Genomic DNA, 15,480 nt, shown 5'->3' with positions numbered 1-15,480 from the left:
GGGTAGACGCCCTCATCACTCACGAGGGGGAGACGAGGTCTGCTGGGCGGTCGGTTATGTGGATGGGGCCGGGACGGTCGGCGAGGCGGTTGCCGCCGCCGCCCCAGTGCAGCGCGATCATCTCGGCCGCGATCGACACCGCGGTCTCCTCCGGGGTGCGCGCGCCGAGGTCCAGACCGATCGGGCTGGCCATCCGGTTCAGCTCCTCGTCGGTCAGCCCGACCTCACGCAGCCGCTCCAGGCGATCCTCGTGAGTCCGCCGCGACCCCATCGCGCCGATGTAGCCGACCTCGGGCAGCCGCAGCGCCACCTCCAGTACCGGCACGTCGAACTTCGGGTCGTGGGTGAGCACACAGATCGATGTGCGCCCGTCGATCCGCCCGGCCTCCGACTCGGCCTTCAGGTACCGGTGCGGCCATTCGACGACGACCTCGTTGGCCCCGGGGAACCGGCTCGACGTGGCGAACACCGGCCGCGCGTCGCACACCGTGACCCGGTAGCCGAGGAACGAGCCCATCTGGGCCACCGCGGCGGCGAAGTCGATGGCGCCGAACACGATCATGCGGGGTGGCGGCGCGAACGACTCGACGAACACGTCGAGTCCTTCACCGCGACGCTGCCCGTCGATGCCGTAGTGCAGCATCGCGTTGCGGCCGGCGTCGAGCAGCCCACGTGCGTCGTCGCGCAGCGCGTCGTCCAGCCGGGTCGACCCGGTGCTGCCGTCGACCCGGTCCGGCCAGATGATCAGCCGCTTGCCGGTGCGCTCGACCGGGCCGGACACGACGGTGGCGATCGCCACCGGCGACTCCGCCTCGATCGCCTCGGCGATCTCGCGCAGCTGCGGGAACGTGTCCCGGTCGACCTTCTCGACGAACACGTCCAGGATGCCGCCGCAGGTCAGCCCGACGGCGAACGCGTCGTCGTCGGACACCCCGTAGCGCTGCAGCACCGGGCGCGCGTCGCCGAGCACCTGGTTGCCCAGCTCGTAGACCGCACCCTCGACGCAGCCGCCGGACACGCTCCCGACCGCCTCGCCGCCCGGTCCGACCAGCATGGAGGCGCCGGGCTGCCTCGGCGCCGAACGGAACGTTCCCACCACCGTGGCCAGCGCTACCGACTTTCCGTCGTCCCACCAGGACGCCAGTGAGTTCAGTACGTCACGCACGGGCCATCACCTCCAGCAACCGCTCCAGCGTAGCCAGGCTGTGCCCGGCCAACAGTTCGTCCAAGTACGGCAGCACCGCGACTATTCCCCCTTGGACCGGCGCATAGCCGTCCTTACCTGCGTGCGGGTTGACCCAGACGATGCGGTGCGCCAGTCGGCGCAGTCGCGCCAGCTGCTCACCGAGCAGTGTCGGGTCACCGCGTTCCCAACCGTCGGAGAAGATCACCAGCACCGCGCCGCGCGCGACACCGCGCTGTCCCCACCGGTCGGTGAAGGCCCGCAGCACCTCACCGAGGCGGGTGCCGCCGGACCAGTCCGGGATCGCGCGTCCGGCACCGGACAGTGCACGCTCGGCGTCGCGGTGGCGCAGCTCGCGGGTGACGCGGGTGAGCCGGGTGCCGACGGTGAACGCCTCGGTTCCCGTCGTCCGGCGGACCAGGACGTGCGCGAACCGCAGCAGCGTGTCCGCGTACGGCGCCATCGAGCCGGACACGTCGATCAGCAGCACGACCTTGCGGGCCCGCACGCCCGGCTTGCGACGGCGTAGCTCGCGCAGCTCGCCGTGGTTGCGCAGCGCGGCCCGCAGCGTCCGTCCCGGGTCGGGGGAACCGCGGTCGGCGGGATGGCGCCGCCGCGACGGCCGCAGCGGCGGCCGGACCCTCAGCAGCGCCAGCAGAGCCCTCAGGTGTTCGCGCTCGGCCCGGGTCAGCTCGGCGAGGTCCCGGTGCCTCAGTACCTCACTGGCGCTCGCCGCGACCCGCAGCGTGGGCGCCTCGTCGAGCTCACCCTGCTGGCCGCCGGCTTCCGGGGTGAGCGCGGCGATCTGCGAGGGCGGTGGCTTGCGCTCGTCGCGCACCTCGACCGACGGGCCCCGGCGTCTCGGCTCGAACCAGGCGTCGAACGCCGCGTCGTACCGGCCGATGTCGTCCGGGTCGGCACACAGCGTCAGCCGGCCCGCCCAGTAGGTCTGCACTCTGCTCGTGACGTCCAGCTCGTCCAGCGCGGTCAAGAAGGCCGCGACCCGGTCGGTGGTGATCCCCAGCCCCGCGTGCCGCAGCGCGGAGGTGAACGCCACCAGCCCCTCCACCGCGTCCCCTCGTGAGTGTTGAGTCTGGCTATAGCCAGACTCAACACTCACGACGTCCTCCATCAGGCCATGACGGCGTCGAGCTGGGCGCGGACCCGGTCGGCGTCCTCGCGGTACTTCAGCACGGCACCGAGGCTCGCGGCGGCCGAGTCCAGGTCCAGCTCCGACGCCCCGAGCAGCTGCAACGCGCGCGCCCAGTCGAGCGACTCGGCGACCCCGGGCGGCTTGAGCAGCTCCAGCCCGCGCATGGTGCGTACGGCCTTCGCTACCTGACCGGCGAGACGCTCCGGGACGCCGGGCAGCCTGCTGCGCAGGATCGCGATCTCCCGCGTCAGGTCCGGGTGGTCCAGCCAGAGATACAGACACCGGCGCTTGAGCGCGTCGTGCACCTCACGCGTGCGGTTGGAGGTGAGGACGACCAGCGGCGGTGTCACCGCGCGGACCTCACCCACCTCGGGGATCGTCACTGCGTGCTCGGTCAGGACCTCCAGTAGGAAGGCCTCGAACTCGTCATCGGCCCGGTCCACCTCGTCGACCAGCAGCACGCTCGGCGAGGTGCGCAGGGCACGCAGGACCGGACGGGCGATCAGGAAGCGCTGGTCGTACAGCGAGGCCTCGACCGCGTCGGCGTCCAGCTTCTCCGAAGCTGCGCCGGCAGCGGCCTCCAATGCCCGCAAATGCAGTAGCTGTCGGGGGAAATCCCAGTCATAGAGCGCCTGGCTCGCGTCAATTCCCTCGTGACACTGCAGCCGGATCAGCTCGGCACCCAGCACCTCGGCCATCGCCTGCGCCAGCGCCGTCTTACCGGTGCCGGGCTCACCCTCGCAGAACAGCGGCCGGTTCATCTTCAAGGCCAGGTAGGCGGCGGTGGCGAGGCCGTCGTCGGCCAGGTAACCGGTCGCTTCGAGGGCCTTCGCCAGCTCAGCCGGGGAGCCTGGTACGGGCCTGTCTGCAGAACTACTCACCCCGCAAGCATGACCAGTCCGGAGAACAAGTGCCACCTGAGCCCCCGCTCCGCAACATCCAAATTAGTGATAGCCGTCATGTGATCTGTATCACCTCTTCCAGATTACAAATAACTTGTTCGGTACGAGTTCCTTTCGTAATAAAGACGTTATGACCTGCGGAAACACAAGCGTGTGCGTTCTATCGCAAGTCACTTGCGCAACACACGTGATGAGCGTCGCAAACCGGGAACTTGACGAATCCCTAGCACCATTCCGTAGCGTGCTGACGCGGCCGACAAACCGTCGTCCGCAAAATGACCCTGACCCGCTGCGCCGAGCCCTGCCAGCGAGTCAGCGCCATCGAGAGGAATAAGCACCAGGCAGGGACGGGGGAACCAATCATTCGGTGCAAGCCCTTGACACATCCGGGCCTGCACCAGCGGGATTATTCGGTGGGAACCGTCGGACGCGCGCCTTGCTCATCACCAAGCGCTGTGCCCGAACCCGACAGCTAACCCTGTAAGCGCGGTGTGGAGACAGTCATGACCCGATCTCGAGGCACCTCCCGTGTGCGCCAGTTCGGCACGCGGAATCTGGCTCGTGTCGTCGTCGCCGGCGTCGTCGTAGCAGGAAGCCCCCTCGCACTCGCGGGGACTTCCACAGCAGCAACACCTGGAACAACCCCAGCACCCAGCGCCTCGGACGGCGTCTGGGACCAGATCGCTCAGTGCGAGAGCGGCGGGAAGTGGAACACCAGCACCGGAAACGGGTACTCCGGTGGACTGCAGTTCGCCCCGTCGACCTGGCGGGCCTACGGCGGCAAGGGCAGTGCCCACGGCGCCAGCAAGGCCGAGCAGATTCAGGTCGCGGAGAAGGTCCTCGCGGCTCAGGGCTGGGGCGCGTGGCCGAGCTGCTCCAAGAAGGTCGGAGCCAAGGGCAAGTCCAGCTCGTCCAAGGTCGCCACGGTGAGCAAGAAGAAGCGCTCCTCGGCCACCAAGAGCAGCCGGACCGCGGTCAAGAAGTACCGCAAGTACATCTCGCACTCGGGCAACTGACGGGTCTCACAGACATCAGCGTGTCGCGCTGACGCGAGCCGGGCGGCTCGGGCGGGTTCTCACAGCACCCGCACGAGCCGCCCGCTGCGCGACTACAGCTCCACGTGCACCGGTTCGGCGGACGCCTTGGGCTTGCCCGACCGCAGCCCGAGCGCCAGGATCGCACCCCCGACACACATCCAGGCCACGATGTAGAACCCGTTGTCGTAGGTCAGCGTCGTGACCTCGAGGTTCATCGCCTGGTACATCCCCATCAGCCCGTTCGCACCCTGTGCCGACGCGCTGCTCACCTGCGGCAACGCCTGCGCACCGGTGCTCAGCAACCCGCTGTTGTCGGTCCACAGCTGAGCGGCGGCGGAGAAGTTGAGACTGCCGAACACCGCGACGGCAAGACTCGACGACACCCGCTGCACGACGTTGTTCATCCCGCTGCCGGCACCGGTCAGCCGGGGCGGCAGCGCCGAGATGCCGGACGTCATGATCGCCATCATGCACAACCCGGTCCCGAAGTTGCGGATCGTCGTCCACACCTCGATGTCGAACCGAGGCGTGTCCGGGGTGAGCCCGGCGAGCAGGAACGACGAGTAGGCGATGATCCCCAGCCCGATCGCGACCGGCCAGCGCGGCCCGACCGCGTCATAGATCCGGCCGGCGATCGGCATCATCACCACCATGATCAACGCCGACGGAATCAGCACCAGCCCGGTGTCGAACGCCTGCAGTCCCTGGACATTCTGCAGATACTGCGGAATGAAATACAGTCCGGAGAACAGTGCGGTCACCACGACGGCCAGCAGAATGATGGAATTTACATAGGGCCAACGTTTGAATACCCGGAGATCGAGCAGCGGATTCTCCACCTCGAGCTCGATCACCACGAACAGCGCCAGGCTGATCGCCGAGGTGACCAGCAGGCCGCGGATCCGGTAGCCGTCCCAGCCCCAGGTGTGCCCCTCCGAGGCCGCCAGCAGCCCGGCGAACAGACCGTAGGCGATCGTGATGAAGCCCCAGAAGTCGAAGCTCGGCCAGCTGACCGGTTTCTGGCGCGGCAGCTTCACGATCGCGGCGACCGCGCCGAGCAGGCCGACCGGCACGTTGATGTAGAAGATCAGCCGCCAGTCGACGTACTGGACCAGATAGCCGCCCAGGGTCGGCCCCACGGCGGGCGCCACGACGATGCCGAGGCCGTAGATCCCCATCGCCGTACCGACCTTGGCCGGCGGGACGATCTGGAACAGCAGCGTCATCGCGACCACCGGCAGGATGCCGCCCGGGATCGCCTGGAGGATCCGGAACGCGATCATGCTGGACAGGTTCCACGCGAGGCCGCACAGCCCGGAGGCCACGGCGAACCCGATGATGGACACGATGTAGAGCTGCGCCTTGCCGATCCGCTCACCGAGCCACCCGGCGAGCGGCACGGCGACGCCCAGCGCCAGCGTGTAGCCGGTGGCGACCCATTCGACGTCGTCCGGCGCCGCGCTCAGCGCGGTCTGCATCCTCGGGATGGCGACGTTGACGATGCTGCTGTCCAGGACGGACATGAAGGTGCCGACGACGAGCACGGCCAGGAGCAGCAACCAGCCCTTTTCTGCTTCCGCCGCTTGATCCGGAGCATATGCGGGAGCAGCCATACTTCATAAGGTACTTAAAGAACGCCGCGTGTCGAACGAGAGTATTCAGCGTCCTCTAAGCAATGTGACCCACCCCCCTCGTGAGTGATGAGGGCGTCTACCCCGCAGGGGCCGCGAAGCGGTAGCCGCTCTGGGCACTCACGACACGCTTTTCGTCGTGAGGGCCCAGAGCGGCTATAGGCGCCCTCAGCACTCACGAGGGACCCCGGGGCAGCGCACTCTTGGCACGCGGTCGGGACCACGGCGCCCGTGCCCGGCTTAGCCCGTGCCCGGCTTCAAGGCATCTCGGCTTCGCCGTCGACTCGTGAGTGGCAAGGGCGCCTATAGGCGCCCGGATCACTCACGATGGCCGCTCCGGGGTAGACGTCCTTGCCACTCACGATGGCTACGGGCAGTTGACCCATTCGTCGGTGCCGTCGGTGAAGTGCTGGTGCTTCCAGATCGGGAGGTGCTTCTTCACCTCGTCGACCAAGTCCGAGCAGATCGCGAAGGCCTGCTGCCGGTGGTCGGCCGCGACCGCGCAGGCCAGCGCCACGTCGCCGATGGCCAGCGGACCGATGCGGTGGCTCACCGCGATCGCCCTGACCCCCTCGGCGCGGGCCGCGACCTGACCGGCGACGTCTTCGATGACCCGCTGCGCGGACGGATGGCCGCTGTACTCCAGAGCATTCACACCCCTACCGCCGTCGTGGTCCCGCACGACCCCGGCGAAGGTCACCACCGCGCCCGCCGACTCGTCGTCGACCAGCGCCGCGTGCTCCTCGACCCGGATCGGGTCCTCCACCACGACCGCGCGCAGCACTCGCGCGCCGACGTGTTCCACGGCTGTCACCGGTGATCGCCTCCTCGCAGCTGGTCGACGGCGTGAGCGAGCACGCCGTCCAGTACCCGCAGCCCGTCCCGCACCCCGCCGGTCGAACCGGGAAGGTTCACCACCAGGGTCCGGCCGGCCACACCGGCCAAACCTCGGGACAGCACCGCCGTGGGCACCGCGGGCGCACCGGCGGCGCGGATCGCATCGGCGATGCCGGGCACCTCGTAGTCCAGGATGCCACGGGTAACCTGCGGAGTCTCGTCCGTCGGTGAGATGCCGGTACCGCCGGTGGTCAGCACGACGTCGACCCGCTCCGCGACGGCGGCGCGCAGCGCGTCGCCCACCGGTTCACCGTCCGGGACCACCACCGGGTCCGGGCAGTCGAAGCCGTGTTCGCGCAGCCAGTCGACGATCACCGGGCCGCTGCGGTCCGGGTAGACACCGGCCGCCGCGCGGTTCGACGCGGTGATCACCCGGGCGGTGCTCATCGCTCGTCCTCGGGGCGAGTCCAGCTGCCGGTCTTGCCGCCGTCCTTGCGTTCGACCCGCACCCGGTCCAGCACGGCGGCCGGGTCGACCGCCTTGATCATGTCGTGCAGCGTCAGCCCGGCGACCGCCACGGCGGTGAGCGCCTCCATCTCGACGCCGGTGCGGTCGGTCGTCCTGACCGTCGCGGTGATGGCCACGTGGTCGTCCCGCAGCTCCAGGTCGACCGTGACGCCGGTGAGAGCGATGGGATGACACAGGGGCACGAGGTCCGGGGTGCGTTTGGCGCCCATGATGCCCGCGATCCGGGCGGTGGCGAGCGCGTCGCCCTTCGGCAGGCCGTCGCGGCGCAGCAGCTCGATCACCTGCTCGGTGGTCGTGAAGACACCGGTCGCCACCGCGACCCTGGCGCTCGCGGTCTTGGCGGAGACGTCGACCATGCGTGCCGCTCCGGCCGCGTCGACGTGAGTCAGGTCCACTCGGGCGACCCTACGTCGGCCGTCCGGAGCATGCCCACTTCGGGCCTCATGTGATGTACACCACTTTTACTGAATTCCCGTTTCGTATCTCTTCCGTGTCTCGTTCGTTATCTGACACGAGCGTGAACAGCACCGACGGTGATTTTTGATCGGTTACGATCCCCCGTTCGATGTACTACGCAAGATCAACAGGGGCTTTTCCCGGCGCCCGCAATCGCCTAGCGTGACTCTCGGTTCGCCGATCCCCAGCCTTCGTCCGGCGACCCCCGGTGCCCGCCGCGCGTTCCCCTGTCCAGCGGGTCATCGGCCCCCGAAAACGAGCGTCGGACAGGGACGGGACGCCCGAGCGGACTCACTCGGGCAGCCACCACTCCCCAGGTGGTCCCGGGTCGCGCGGTCGCGCCGTTATCGGAGACCACACCTCATGCCTGGAATCGCGCACTCGACGCGGGGCCGCCACCGCAAGCCGTCGAACGCCGGCAAGACGCTGGCCAAGACCGCGCTGGCCGGTACCGTGCTGGCCGCCCCGCTGGTCACCGCCGGGCAGGCGCAGGCCGCGCCGGACAACGTGTGGGACAAGGTCGCGCAGTGCGAGAGCGGCGGCAACTGGGCCATCAGTACCGGCAACGGCTTCCAGGGCGGCCTGCAGTTCACCAGCTCGACCTGGCGCAGCTTCGGCGGCTCGCAGTTCGCCTCGTCCGCCAACAAGGCGACCCGTGAGCAGCAGATCGCGGTCGCCGAGAAGGTGCTCGCCGGTCAGGGCTGGGGCGCGTGGCCGGTCTGCTCCCGCAAGGCGGGCGCCCGGGGCCACGCACCGACCCCGAGAGTGATCACCGCCGCGTTGAGCGGCAAGGCGCCCGGGAAGTCGATCGGCAAGAAGCAGGCGAAGCAGATAACCCCCGCACCGCCCTCGACCGGCAAGCACGCGCTGAAGCCCGTGGCTCCGCCCGCGAAGCCGCTGTCGCCCGTCCTGCCGGTCGTCGCTCCGCCCGCCCCGCCGACCCCCGTGACCGAGCTGGCCTCCCGCATCGCCCCCCTGGTCACCCCGATCCCCCAGCAACGCGCCGCGCTGCCGCTGACCGCCATGCCCCTGGGCAAGCAGCCGGTCGCTCCGGCGACACCCGCGCCGGCGCCGGTGGAGCAGCCGAAGACCACCCTGGTCGACAACCAGAAGCCCACGACCTACCAGGTGAAGCCCGGCGACACCCTGGCCAGCATCGCCACCACCCAGAAGGTCGACGGAGGCTGGAAGGCCCTCTACGAGGCCAACAGAGCAGGAATGACCAGCGCCAACCTGATCAAACCAGGCCAAACCCTCAACCTGACCTGACCCGCCGCCCTCACGTTCATGGTCACCACCGCCTCACGGCTGTTTTCGGTCTTGAAAACAGCCCTCAGGCGGTGGTGATCATGAAAAGCTGCACGCCCGCCACGCGGTCCTGGCCCGCACTTGGCGTGGTCGGGCGGGGTCAACCCGGAACCCTCGCCCCGAACCCGTGCAACCAGGAGCGGGTGCGAGGCCGGCGAAGCCGGGGTTTGACGCCGCTCGACCACGCCAAGACGCTGACCGGCCAGCGGGGACACCGACCACCCCAAGCCCACGCCGCGCATCCCACGTGCACGCCGCGCGGTGTGCACCTAGCGCGGTGTGGACGTGACGTGCGCGGCGTCAGCGGAGCGGGGGGTCAGGACTCCACGCGGCCGGTCGCTGCCGCCTCGCGGACCGCCCGAGCCACCTCGGTAGCCACCGCCGCATCGAAGACGCTCGGCACGATGAACGACGGGTTCGGCTCCGGAACCACCTTCGCGATCGCGGCGGCCGCCGCACGCAGCATCTCGTCGGTGATCGTGCGGGCCTGCGCGTCGAGCAGGCCCCGGAAGAAGCCGGGGAAGGCGAGCACGTTGTTGATCTGGTTCGGGTAGTCCGACCGACCGGTCGCCACCACGGCCGCGTGCTGCTGCGCGAGCGCCGGGTCGACCTCGGGGTCCGGGTTCGCCAGCGCGAACACCACCGAGTCCGACGCCATCGACGCCAGTTCCTTCTCCCCGAACAGGTTCGGCGCGGACACCCCGATGAACACGTCGGCGTCGACCATCGCCTCGGCGAGCGTGCCCGACTGGTGCTCGGCGTTCGTGTGCTCCGCCATCCAGGTCAGGTTCGGGTCGGACTCCAGACCGTCCCGACCGGGGTGCACGATGCCGTTCACGTCGACCGCCAGCAGGTCGCCGGGGCCTTCGGGCAGCATCAGCCGGATGATCGCCGAACCGGCGGCACCGACGCCGCACACCACGATCTTGCAGTCGGCGAACGACTTGCCGACGACCTTCAGTGCGTTGCGCAGCGCGCCGAGCACCACGATCGCGGTGCCGTGCTGGTCGTCGTGGAACACCGGGATGTCCAGCATCTCCCGCAGCCGCGCCTCGATCTCGAAGCAGCGCGGCGCGGCGATGTCCTCCAGGTTGATGCCGCCGTACACCGGGGCGATCGCGCGGACCGTCTCGATGATCTGCTCGGTGTCCTGGGTGTCCAGACACACCGGCCAGGCGTCCACCCCGGCGAACCGCTTGAACAGCGCGGCCTTGCCCTCCATGACCGGCAGTGCCGCGGCCGCACCGAGGTTGCCGAGCCCGAGGACGGCGGAGCCGTCGGTCACGACCGCGACGGTGTTGCGCTTGATGGTGAGCCGGCGCGCGTCCTCCGGGTTGGCCGCGATCGCGCGGCAGATGCGGGCGACGCCGGGAGTGTAGGAGCGGGAGAGGTCGTCACGGGTGCGGAGGCTCACCTTCGGGGTCACCTCGATCTTGCCGCCGAGGTGCACCAGGAACGTCCGGTCCGACACCTTGCGGACCTCGACGCCGGGCAGGGCGGCGAGTGCCTCGGTGATCTCCTGCGCGTGCTCCTCGTTGAGGGCGTTGCAGCTGATGTCGATCACGATGTGGTCGGCGCCGGCGTCCACGACGTCGAACGCGGTCACGACCCCGCCGACCCGGCCGACGGCGGCGGCGAGGTCGCCGGCCGCGCTGGCCGACGGCGGGGCGGACACGCGGGCGGTGATCGTATATCCAGGTCCAGGTACAGGCACCCGATCAGCCTAATGCTTGGCGGGGTCCTCCAGCCTCACGTCACGTGAAGACACTATGACCAGAACCCGTGAGTGGCGAGTGGTCCTCCAGGACCACTCGCCACTCACGGGTTCTGGAAGGCGCGCAGAGCGGTCGGCGTGTCGACGTCGTCCGGGTTCGCCAGGTCACCGCACTCGACAAGCTTGAGCGTCGGGTGATCGGCCAGGTAGCCGCGGGCTCCGGCATCGCCCCGGGCCGAGTCCCGGACGGCGGGCCAGTGAGAGCGTCCGAGCAGCACCGGATGTCCGGGCACGCCCTGGTACGCGGCGCGCGCCAGCACCGTCGGTCCCGCGGTCGCGATCAGCCGGCCGATCACATCGGGGCCGATACCCGGCAGGTCGACCAGCTGCACCACGGCGGACCCGGCCGACGTCGCGGCCAGTGCATCGAGGCCGGCGCGCAGCGAGGCGCCCATGCCCTCGGCCCAGTCGTCGGCGACCACGACCCGCACGCCCGGGGGCACCAGCTCGCGGGCCCGCGGGGCGGCCGCGCCGAGGACCACGATCAGCGGGTCACAACCGCCGCCGCGCAGGACGTCGAGCGCGCGCACCAGCAGAGGCTGCCCGTCCAGCTCGACGAGCGCCTTGGGACGCCCCATCCGACGCCCGGCGCCGGCGGCGAGCAACAGCCCGGCCGGCACCGGTGTCGGGCTAGCGATTGATCTCGGTGACCGGGTGCTCGTAGGGCACCGAGTCGAGCGGGAACTCCAGGTCCCCGAATGGCGACAGCGATGCCTGCACGGGTGCAGCCAGCTCGCTGACCGGGTGACCACCGTCCGGCACGTGCGGCCAGCTCGGGTCGATACGTTCGGGACTCGGCCCCTTGCCCACCGTTCCTCCTGGTGTCATGGTCTTTTGCGGTAAGGCTACCGTGGAGCCGATGGCCGGCACCTCCCTGCTCGAATGGCTTCGAGCACAAACCGACGACACCCTCGCGGCGCTGCTGCGGTTGCGCCCTGATCTCGCGGTGCCCGCACCGCCCGACATGACGGTGCTGGCGACCCGCGCGGGCATCCGGGCCTCGGTCAACCGAGCCTGTGAGGACCTCGACACGTTGACCCTCGCGGTGCTCGAAGCGCTGGTCGTCGCGGGCGCGGAGGCGGCGCCGGTCACCGAGTCGGACGTTGCGGCGCTTCTCGGCCCCGGCGTCCCGGCGAAGCGACTGCGGACGAGGCTGGACGAGCTGCGCGCGCGGGCATTGGTGTGGGGTGACAAGTCGGAGCTGCGGTTGGTGCCCGCCGCGCTCGACGTCGTGTCGCGCTTTCCGGGTGGTCTGGGCCGCTCGGTCCCGTCGCTCGCCGATCCGGCTCATCTCCAGCAGCTGCTCGATGCCACCCCGCCGGACGAGCGGCGCGTCCTGGAGGCGCTGGCGGCCGGACCGCCGATCGGGCGCAGCAAGGACCCGGGGGCCGCCGTCGTGCAGCGGCTGATCACCAGGGGCCTGCTGGTCCGGGTCGACCCGGAGACCGTGGAGCTGCCCCGCCAGATCGGCCTCGCGCTGCGGGGCGCCGCGCCGCTCGGCGGGCTGGCGACCGCCGAACCGAAGATGGATGTCACCGACCGGGGCACCGGCCGGGTCGACGGCACCGCCGCTGGCGCGGTACTGGAGCTGCTGCGCCGCGTCGAGCTGCTACTGGCGTCCTGGTCGGAGGAACCGCCCCCGGTGCTGCGGTCCGGCGGGCTCGGTGTGCGCGAGCTGCGCAGGCTGGCCCGTGAGCTGGCGGCGACCGAGGCGGAGACCGGGCTGCTGGCCGAGGTCGTGGTCGCCGCCGGTCTGGTCGCCGACTCCGAAGGCGCCGGGTCCGCGACCGGCGGGTCGGAGTGGGTCCCGACGACACAGGCGGACCTGTGGGCCGCCGGCGGCTCGGAGCAGCGCTGGCTCGCGCTGGCCAAGGCGTGGCTGGACCTGCCGAGACTGCCCGGTCTCATCGGCCAGCGCGACGACGCCGACCGGGTCCTCGCCCCGATGTCCGACGAGCTGCGCCGGCCGCTGGCGCCACGTGACCGGCGCCGTGTGCTGGACGCGCTCGCCGCTCTGCCTCCCGGCCACGGCATCAGTAGCGCCGGCAGCCTCGCTTCGGTGCTGGCCTGGCGCGCCCCTCGCCGGGGCGGCCGGCTGCGCGACGAGCTCGTCCGGTGGACGGTCGACGAGGCCACCCTGCTGGGTGTGCTCGCTCTGGGTGCGCTGTCCGGTCCGGGGCGTGCGCTGCTGACCTCGACCGACGCGGCACCGGTGCTCGCCGCGCTCCGGGCGACGCTGCCGGAGCCGGTGGACAAGGTGCTCCTGCAGGCGGACCTGACCGCCGTCGCGCCCGGCCCGCTGCGCGCGGACGTCGCCGAGGAGATGGCGCTGCTCGCCGACGTCGAGTCGGCCGGCGGTGCCACCGTCTACCGGATCACCGAGGCCAGCATCCTGCGCGCGCTGGACGCCGGCCGCGCGCCCGCCGAGCTGCACTCCATCTTCGCCTCGCGGTCCGCGACACCCGTCCCGCAGGGCCTGAGCTACCTGATCGACGACGTCGCCCGGCGGCACGGCAGGTTGCGTGGCGGCACCGCCCGGTCGTTCCTGCGCGCCGACGACGAGGTGCTGATCTCCGAGGTGCTCGCCCACCCCAGCTCCGAGGTGTGGGAGCTGCGCAGGATCGCGCCGACGGTCCTGATCAGCGACCTGAACCTCGGTGACCTGCTGGACCGGCTGAGGGCGGCCGGCTTCAGCCCGGCGGCCGAAGCGGGCGACGGAACGGTCCTGGACCTGCGCGCTCCCGGGCGCCGCATCCCGGCGAAGGCCCGTCCCGCGACCCGTGCGGCGCTGCCCACTCCCGACGGTGCCCAGCTGGCCGGTCTGGTCGCCGCGATCCGCGCGGGTGAACGCGCTGCCGCGATGCGCCCGGCGGCCCGCAACGGCGAAGTCGGAACCCTGGAACTACTGCAGAACGCGGCCAAGGAACACCGCACGGTCTGGATCGGCCTGGTCAACTCACTCGGTATCGCAACGAAGCGCATCATCGCGCCGACGACGGTCGGCGGCGGAGTCCTGGAAGGCTACGACCAGACCAGTGACGCCCCCGGCGAGCTCCAACGCTTCATGCTCCACAGAATCACCTCAGCCGTCCTCGTGAGTGATGAGGGCGCCTACCCCGAAGGGGCGCCGCAGGCGTAGCCCTCAGCACTCACGAGGACCCCGAGGCAGTGCAGCTCCTACTACGTGCAGCCCGTGGTTGCGACCAAGGCATCTCGGCTTCGCCGTCGACTCGTGAGTGGCAAGTGGTCCTATAGCAACCCTGGGCACTCACGACGGTAAAGCTGTCGTGAGTGCCCAGGGTTGCTACGCCTTCGGCGCCCCTTCGGGGTAGAACCACTTGCCACTCACGAAGGGAAGGTCAGAAGCTGGCCATTCTGGATTGCATTGCGTGCTCTACCAGGCCGATCAGGGTTTGTTTCGTCGAGTCGCGGTCGCGCGCGTCGCAGGTGACGATCGGGATTCGGGGACCGATCGCCATCGCTTCGCGGACGTCGTTGACCTGGTGGGCGAGCATGCCGTCGAAGCGGTTGAGCGCCACGATGTAGGGCAGACCACGGTCCTCGAAGAAGTCCACCGCGCCGAACGAGTCGGCGAGCCTGCGGGTGTCGACCAGCACGACGGCACCGATCGCACCTCGGGTCAGGTCGTCCCACATGAACCAGAACCGGTGCTGGCCGGGCGTGCCGAACAGGTAGAGGATCAGGTCGGAGTCCAGCGACACACGGCCGAAGTCCATCGCGACGGTGGTGGTCCGCTTGTCCGGGGTCGACCTGAGGTCGTCGACGCCGCTGCTCGCCTCGGTCATGACGGCTTCGGTGGTCAGCGGAACGATCTCCGACACCGAGCCTACGAATGTTGTCTTCCCGACACCGAAGCCACCGGCGACAACGATCTTCGCTGAAGTCGTTGCCGCGCTGGCCACGGCCGGGGAAGGCCTAGAGCCGACGGAGTCCACTCAGCACCCTTTCCATCAATGCAAGATCTGGAACATCCCCGTTGCTGCCACCGGACTGGTGAACCACAACGAGGCCCAACCCCGCCATATCGCCGAGCAGCACTTTCGCCACTCCGAGTGGGACCGCGAGCAGCGCCGCAACCTCGGCGACCGACTGCGCCCGTTCGCACAGTTCCGCGACGCTGCGATGTTCGAACGGCAGCATCGCCAGCTCGTCTCGTCCCCTGCTGCTGGTGGACACCAGCGTCTCGATCTGCAGGTCCATCCCGGAGCGGGTTCTGCCCCTGGTCCAGGCGTAGGGCCGGACCGCGGCGGATGTGCTGATCTCCGGTTCGGGTGGCGAGTCGTCGCGGTGCTTCGCCCCGACCTCCCAGGCCTGCCGTGAATGAGTGCCCTGATAAGGTCTTAACTGAGGCTCATCAAAGTGCTCAGCAGGTGGATCAGCACCCTGCGACGAGTACCCCTCGCCGTACGAGCCGGTGTTCGGGGCACCCTGCTCATCCGGCCACGCGTCGACATCACTGTCGTCCGTATTCTCCTCGACGTCGGCGGTCTCCTCCGACTCGGCACGCCGACGACCCCAGCGACGACGTTTGGCCGAACGGCCGCTGTCGAAGCTGAAGCCGTTCATCACGTCGGCGAACGTCGGCTCGACCGGTCGGCGCTCGCCGTCAGGCCCAGTAGTCATCGCGGCTCCCCCACACCACACCGATGC

Annotated in this window: 13 protein-coding genes and 1 pseudogene; 3 read left to right on the top strand and 11 right to left on the bottom strand. The window is 69.9% G+C overall.

Going from position 1 to position 15,480, the window contains the following annotated elements:
* Positions 1-19 precede the first annotated feature (19 nt).
* From G406_RS0114575 to G406_RS0114565, 3 genes are read right to left on the bottom strand one after another with little or no spacing between them, the layout of a single operon-like run.
* Positions 20-1,165, bottom strand: coding sequence for an XdhC family protein (locus G406_RS0114575; protein ID WP_028934434.1), 1,146 nt, complete (start codon positions 1,163-1,165; stop codon positions 20-22).
* On the bottom strand, positions 1,158-2,315 hold the full coding sequence (locus tag G406_RS0114570) for a vWA domain-containing protein (protein WP_051342093.1): 1,158 nt from the start codon (positions 2,313-2,315) through the stop codon (positions 1,158-1,160). Before G406_RS0114570 ends, G406_RS0114575 begins: the two co-directional genes overlap by 8 nt.
* Positions 2,315-3,217, bottom strand: coding sequence for an AAA family ATPase (locus tag G406_RS0114565; protein ID WP_028934432.1), 903 nt, complete (start codon positions 3,215-3,217; stop codon positions 2,315-2,317). The genes G406_RS0114570 and G406_RS0114565 overlap by 1 nt, the downstream gene beginning before the upstream one ends.
* Positions 3,218-3,741: 524 nt before the next feature.
* On the opposite strand from G406_RS0114565, the gene G406_RS55630 reads away from it, so the two are divergent.
* Positions 3,742-4,254 carry a transglycosylase family protein gene (locus G406_RS55630; protein WP_084216055.1) on the top strand — a complete coding sequence of 171 codons (513 nt, stop codon included), beginning with the start codon at positions 3,742-3,744 and terminating at the stop codon, positions 4,252-4,254.
* A 92-nt stretch (positions 4,255-4,346) separates the two neighbouring features.
* Here G406_RS55630 and G406_RS46840 read toward each other — a convergent pair whose 3' ends face one another.
* From G406_RS46840 to moaC, 3 genes and pseudogenes are all read right to left on the bottom strand, one after another.
* Positions 4,347-5,888, bottom strand: coding sequence for a DHA2 family efflux MFS transporter permease subunit (locus tag G406_RS46840; RefSeq protein ID WP_084216054.1), 1,542 nt, complete (start codon positions 5,886-5,888; stop codon positions 4,347-4,349).
* Positions 5,889-6,273: 385 nt separating this feature from the next.
* A pseudogene (locus G406_RS59710) lies at positions 6,274-7,190 on the bottom strand (molybdenum cofactor biosynthesis protein MoaE).
* Positions 7,187-7,666: a cyclic pyranopterin monophosphate synthase MoaC gene (gene moaC, locus G406_RS0114540; protein ID WP_028934429.1), complete on the bottom strand. Its 480-nt coding sequence runs from the start codon at positions 7,664-7,666 to the stop codon at positions 7,187-7,189. Before moaC ends, G406_RS59710 begins: the two are co-directional and overlap by 4 nt.
* A 424-nt stretch (positions 7,667-8,090) precedes the next feature.
* On the opposite strand from moaC, the gene G406_RS59365 reads away from it, so the two are divergent.
* Positions 8,091-8,996 (top strand): LysM peptidoglycan-binding domain-containing protein, encoded by a 906-nt coding sequence (locus G406_RS59365; RefSeq protein ID WP_028934428.1) that lies wholly within the window; start codon positions 8,091-8,093, stop codon positions 8,994-8,996.
* 355 nt (positions 8,997-9,351) lie between these two features.
* Here the strand turns inward: G406_RS59365 and G406_RS0114530 are convergent, their stop codons facing one another.
* The 3 genes from G406_RS0114530 to G406_RS0114520 all read right to left on the bottom strand — a co-directional run bounded on the left by G406_RS0114530 (position 9,352) and on the right by G406_RS0114520 (position 11,637).
* The gene (locus G406_RS0114530; RefSeq protein WP_028934427.1) at positions 9,352-10,749 is read right to left on the bottom strand and encodes an NAD-dependent malic enzyme; all 1,398 of its coding nucleotides are present in this window, start codon (positions 10,747-10,749) and stop codon (positions 9,352-9,354) included.
* 104 nt (positions 10,750-10,853) lie between these two features.
* Positions 10,854-11,429 carry a nucleotidyltransferase family protein gene (locus G406_RS0114525; RefSeq protein ID WP_028934426.1) on the bottom strand — a complete coding sequence of 192 codons (576 nt, stop codon included), beginning with the start codon at positions 11,427-11,429 and terminating at the stop codon, positions 10,854-10,856.
* Positions 11,430-11,439: 10 nt separating this feature from the next.
* On the bottom strand, positions 11,440-11,637 hold the full coding sequence (locus tag G406_RS0114520) for a hypothetical protein (RefSeq protein ID WP_051342091.1): 198 nt from the start codon (positions 11,635-11,637) through the stop codon (positions 11,440-11,442).
* Between the two features lie 31 nt (positions 11,638-11,668).
* On the opposite strand from G406_RS0114520, the gene G406_RS0114515 reads away from it, so the two are divergent.
* Positions 11,669-13,948 carry a helicase-associated domain-containing protein gene (locus tag G406_RS0114515; protein WP_028934424.1) on the top strand — a complete coding sequence of 760 codons (2,280 nt, stop codon included), beginning with the start codon at positions 11,669-11,671 and terminating at the stop codon, positions 13,946-13,948.
* A gap of 220 nt (positions 13,949-14,168) precedes the next feature.
* Here G406_RS0114515 and G406_RS0114510 read toward each other — a convergent pair whose 3' ends face one another.
* Both G406_RS0114510 and G406_RS0114505 read right to left on the bottom strand, forming a co-directional pair.
* The gene (locus G406_RS0114510; protein ID WP_084216053.1) at positions 14,169-14,765 is read right to left on the bottom strand and encodes a GTP-binding protein; all 597 of its coding nucleotides are present in this window, start codon (positions 14,763-14,765) and stop codon (positions 14,169-14,171) included.
* The gene (locus tag G406_RS0114505) at positions 14,746-15,453 is read right to left on the bottom strand and encodes a DUF742 domain-containing protein (protein WP_051342090.1); all 708 of its coding nucleotides are present in this window, start codon (positions 15,451-15,453) and stop codon (positions 14,746-14,748) included. Before G406_RS0114505 ends, G406_RS0114510 begins: the two co-directional genes overlap by 20 nt.
* Positions 15,454-15,480 lie beyond the last annotated feature (27 nt).

Source organism: Actinospineispora spinosispora DSM 44797 (assembly GCF_000429025.1).
GTDB lineage: Bacteria > Actinomycetota > Actinomycetes > Mycobacteriales > Pseudonocardiaceae > Pseudonocardia > Pseudonocardia spinosispora.
This window is presented reverse-complemented; position numbering and strand designations above follow the sequence as displayed.

Coding starts and splice junctions, on each gene's coding strand:
- G406_RS0114570 (WP_051342093.1), bottom strand. CDS start 2,315: ATGGAGGACGTCGTGAGTGTTGAGTCTGGCTATAGCCAGACTCAACAC.
- G406_RS55630 (WP_084216055.1), top strand. CDS start 3,742: ATGACCCGATCTCGAGGCACCTCCCGTGTGCGCCAGTTCGGCACGCGG.
- G406_RS46840 (WP_084216054.1), bottom strand. CDS start 5,888: ATGGCTGCTCCCGCATATGCTCCGGATCAAGCGGCGGAAGCAGAAAAG.
- G406_RS59365 (WP_028934428.1), top strand. CDS start 8,091: ATGCCTGGAATCGCGCACTCGACGCGGGGCCGCCACCGCAAGCCGTCG.
- G406_RS0114520 (WP_051342091.1), bottom strand. CDS start 11,637: ATGACACCAGGAGGAACGGTGGGCAAGGGGCCGAGTCCCGAACGTATC.
- G406_RS0114515 (WP_028934424.1), top strand. CDS start 11,669: ATGGCCGGCACCTCCCTGCTCGAATGGCTTCGAGCACAAACCGACGAC.
- G406_RS0114505 (WP_051342090.1), bottom strand. CDS start 15,453: ATGACTACTGGGCCTGACGGCGAGCGCCGACCGGTCGAGCCGACGTTC.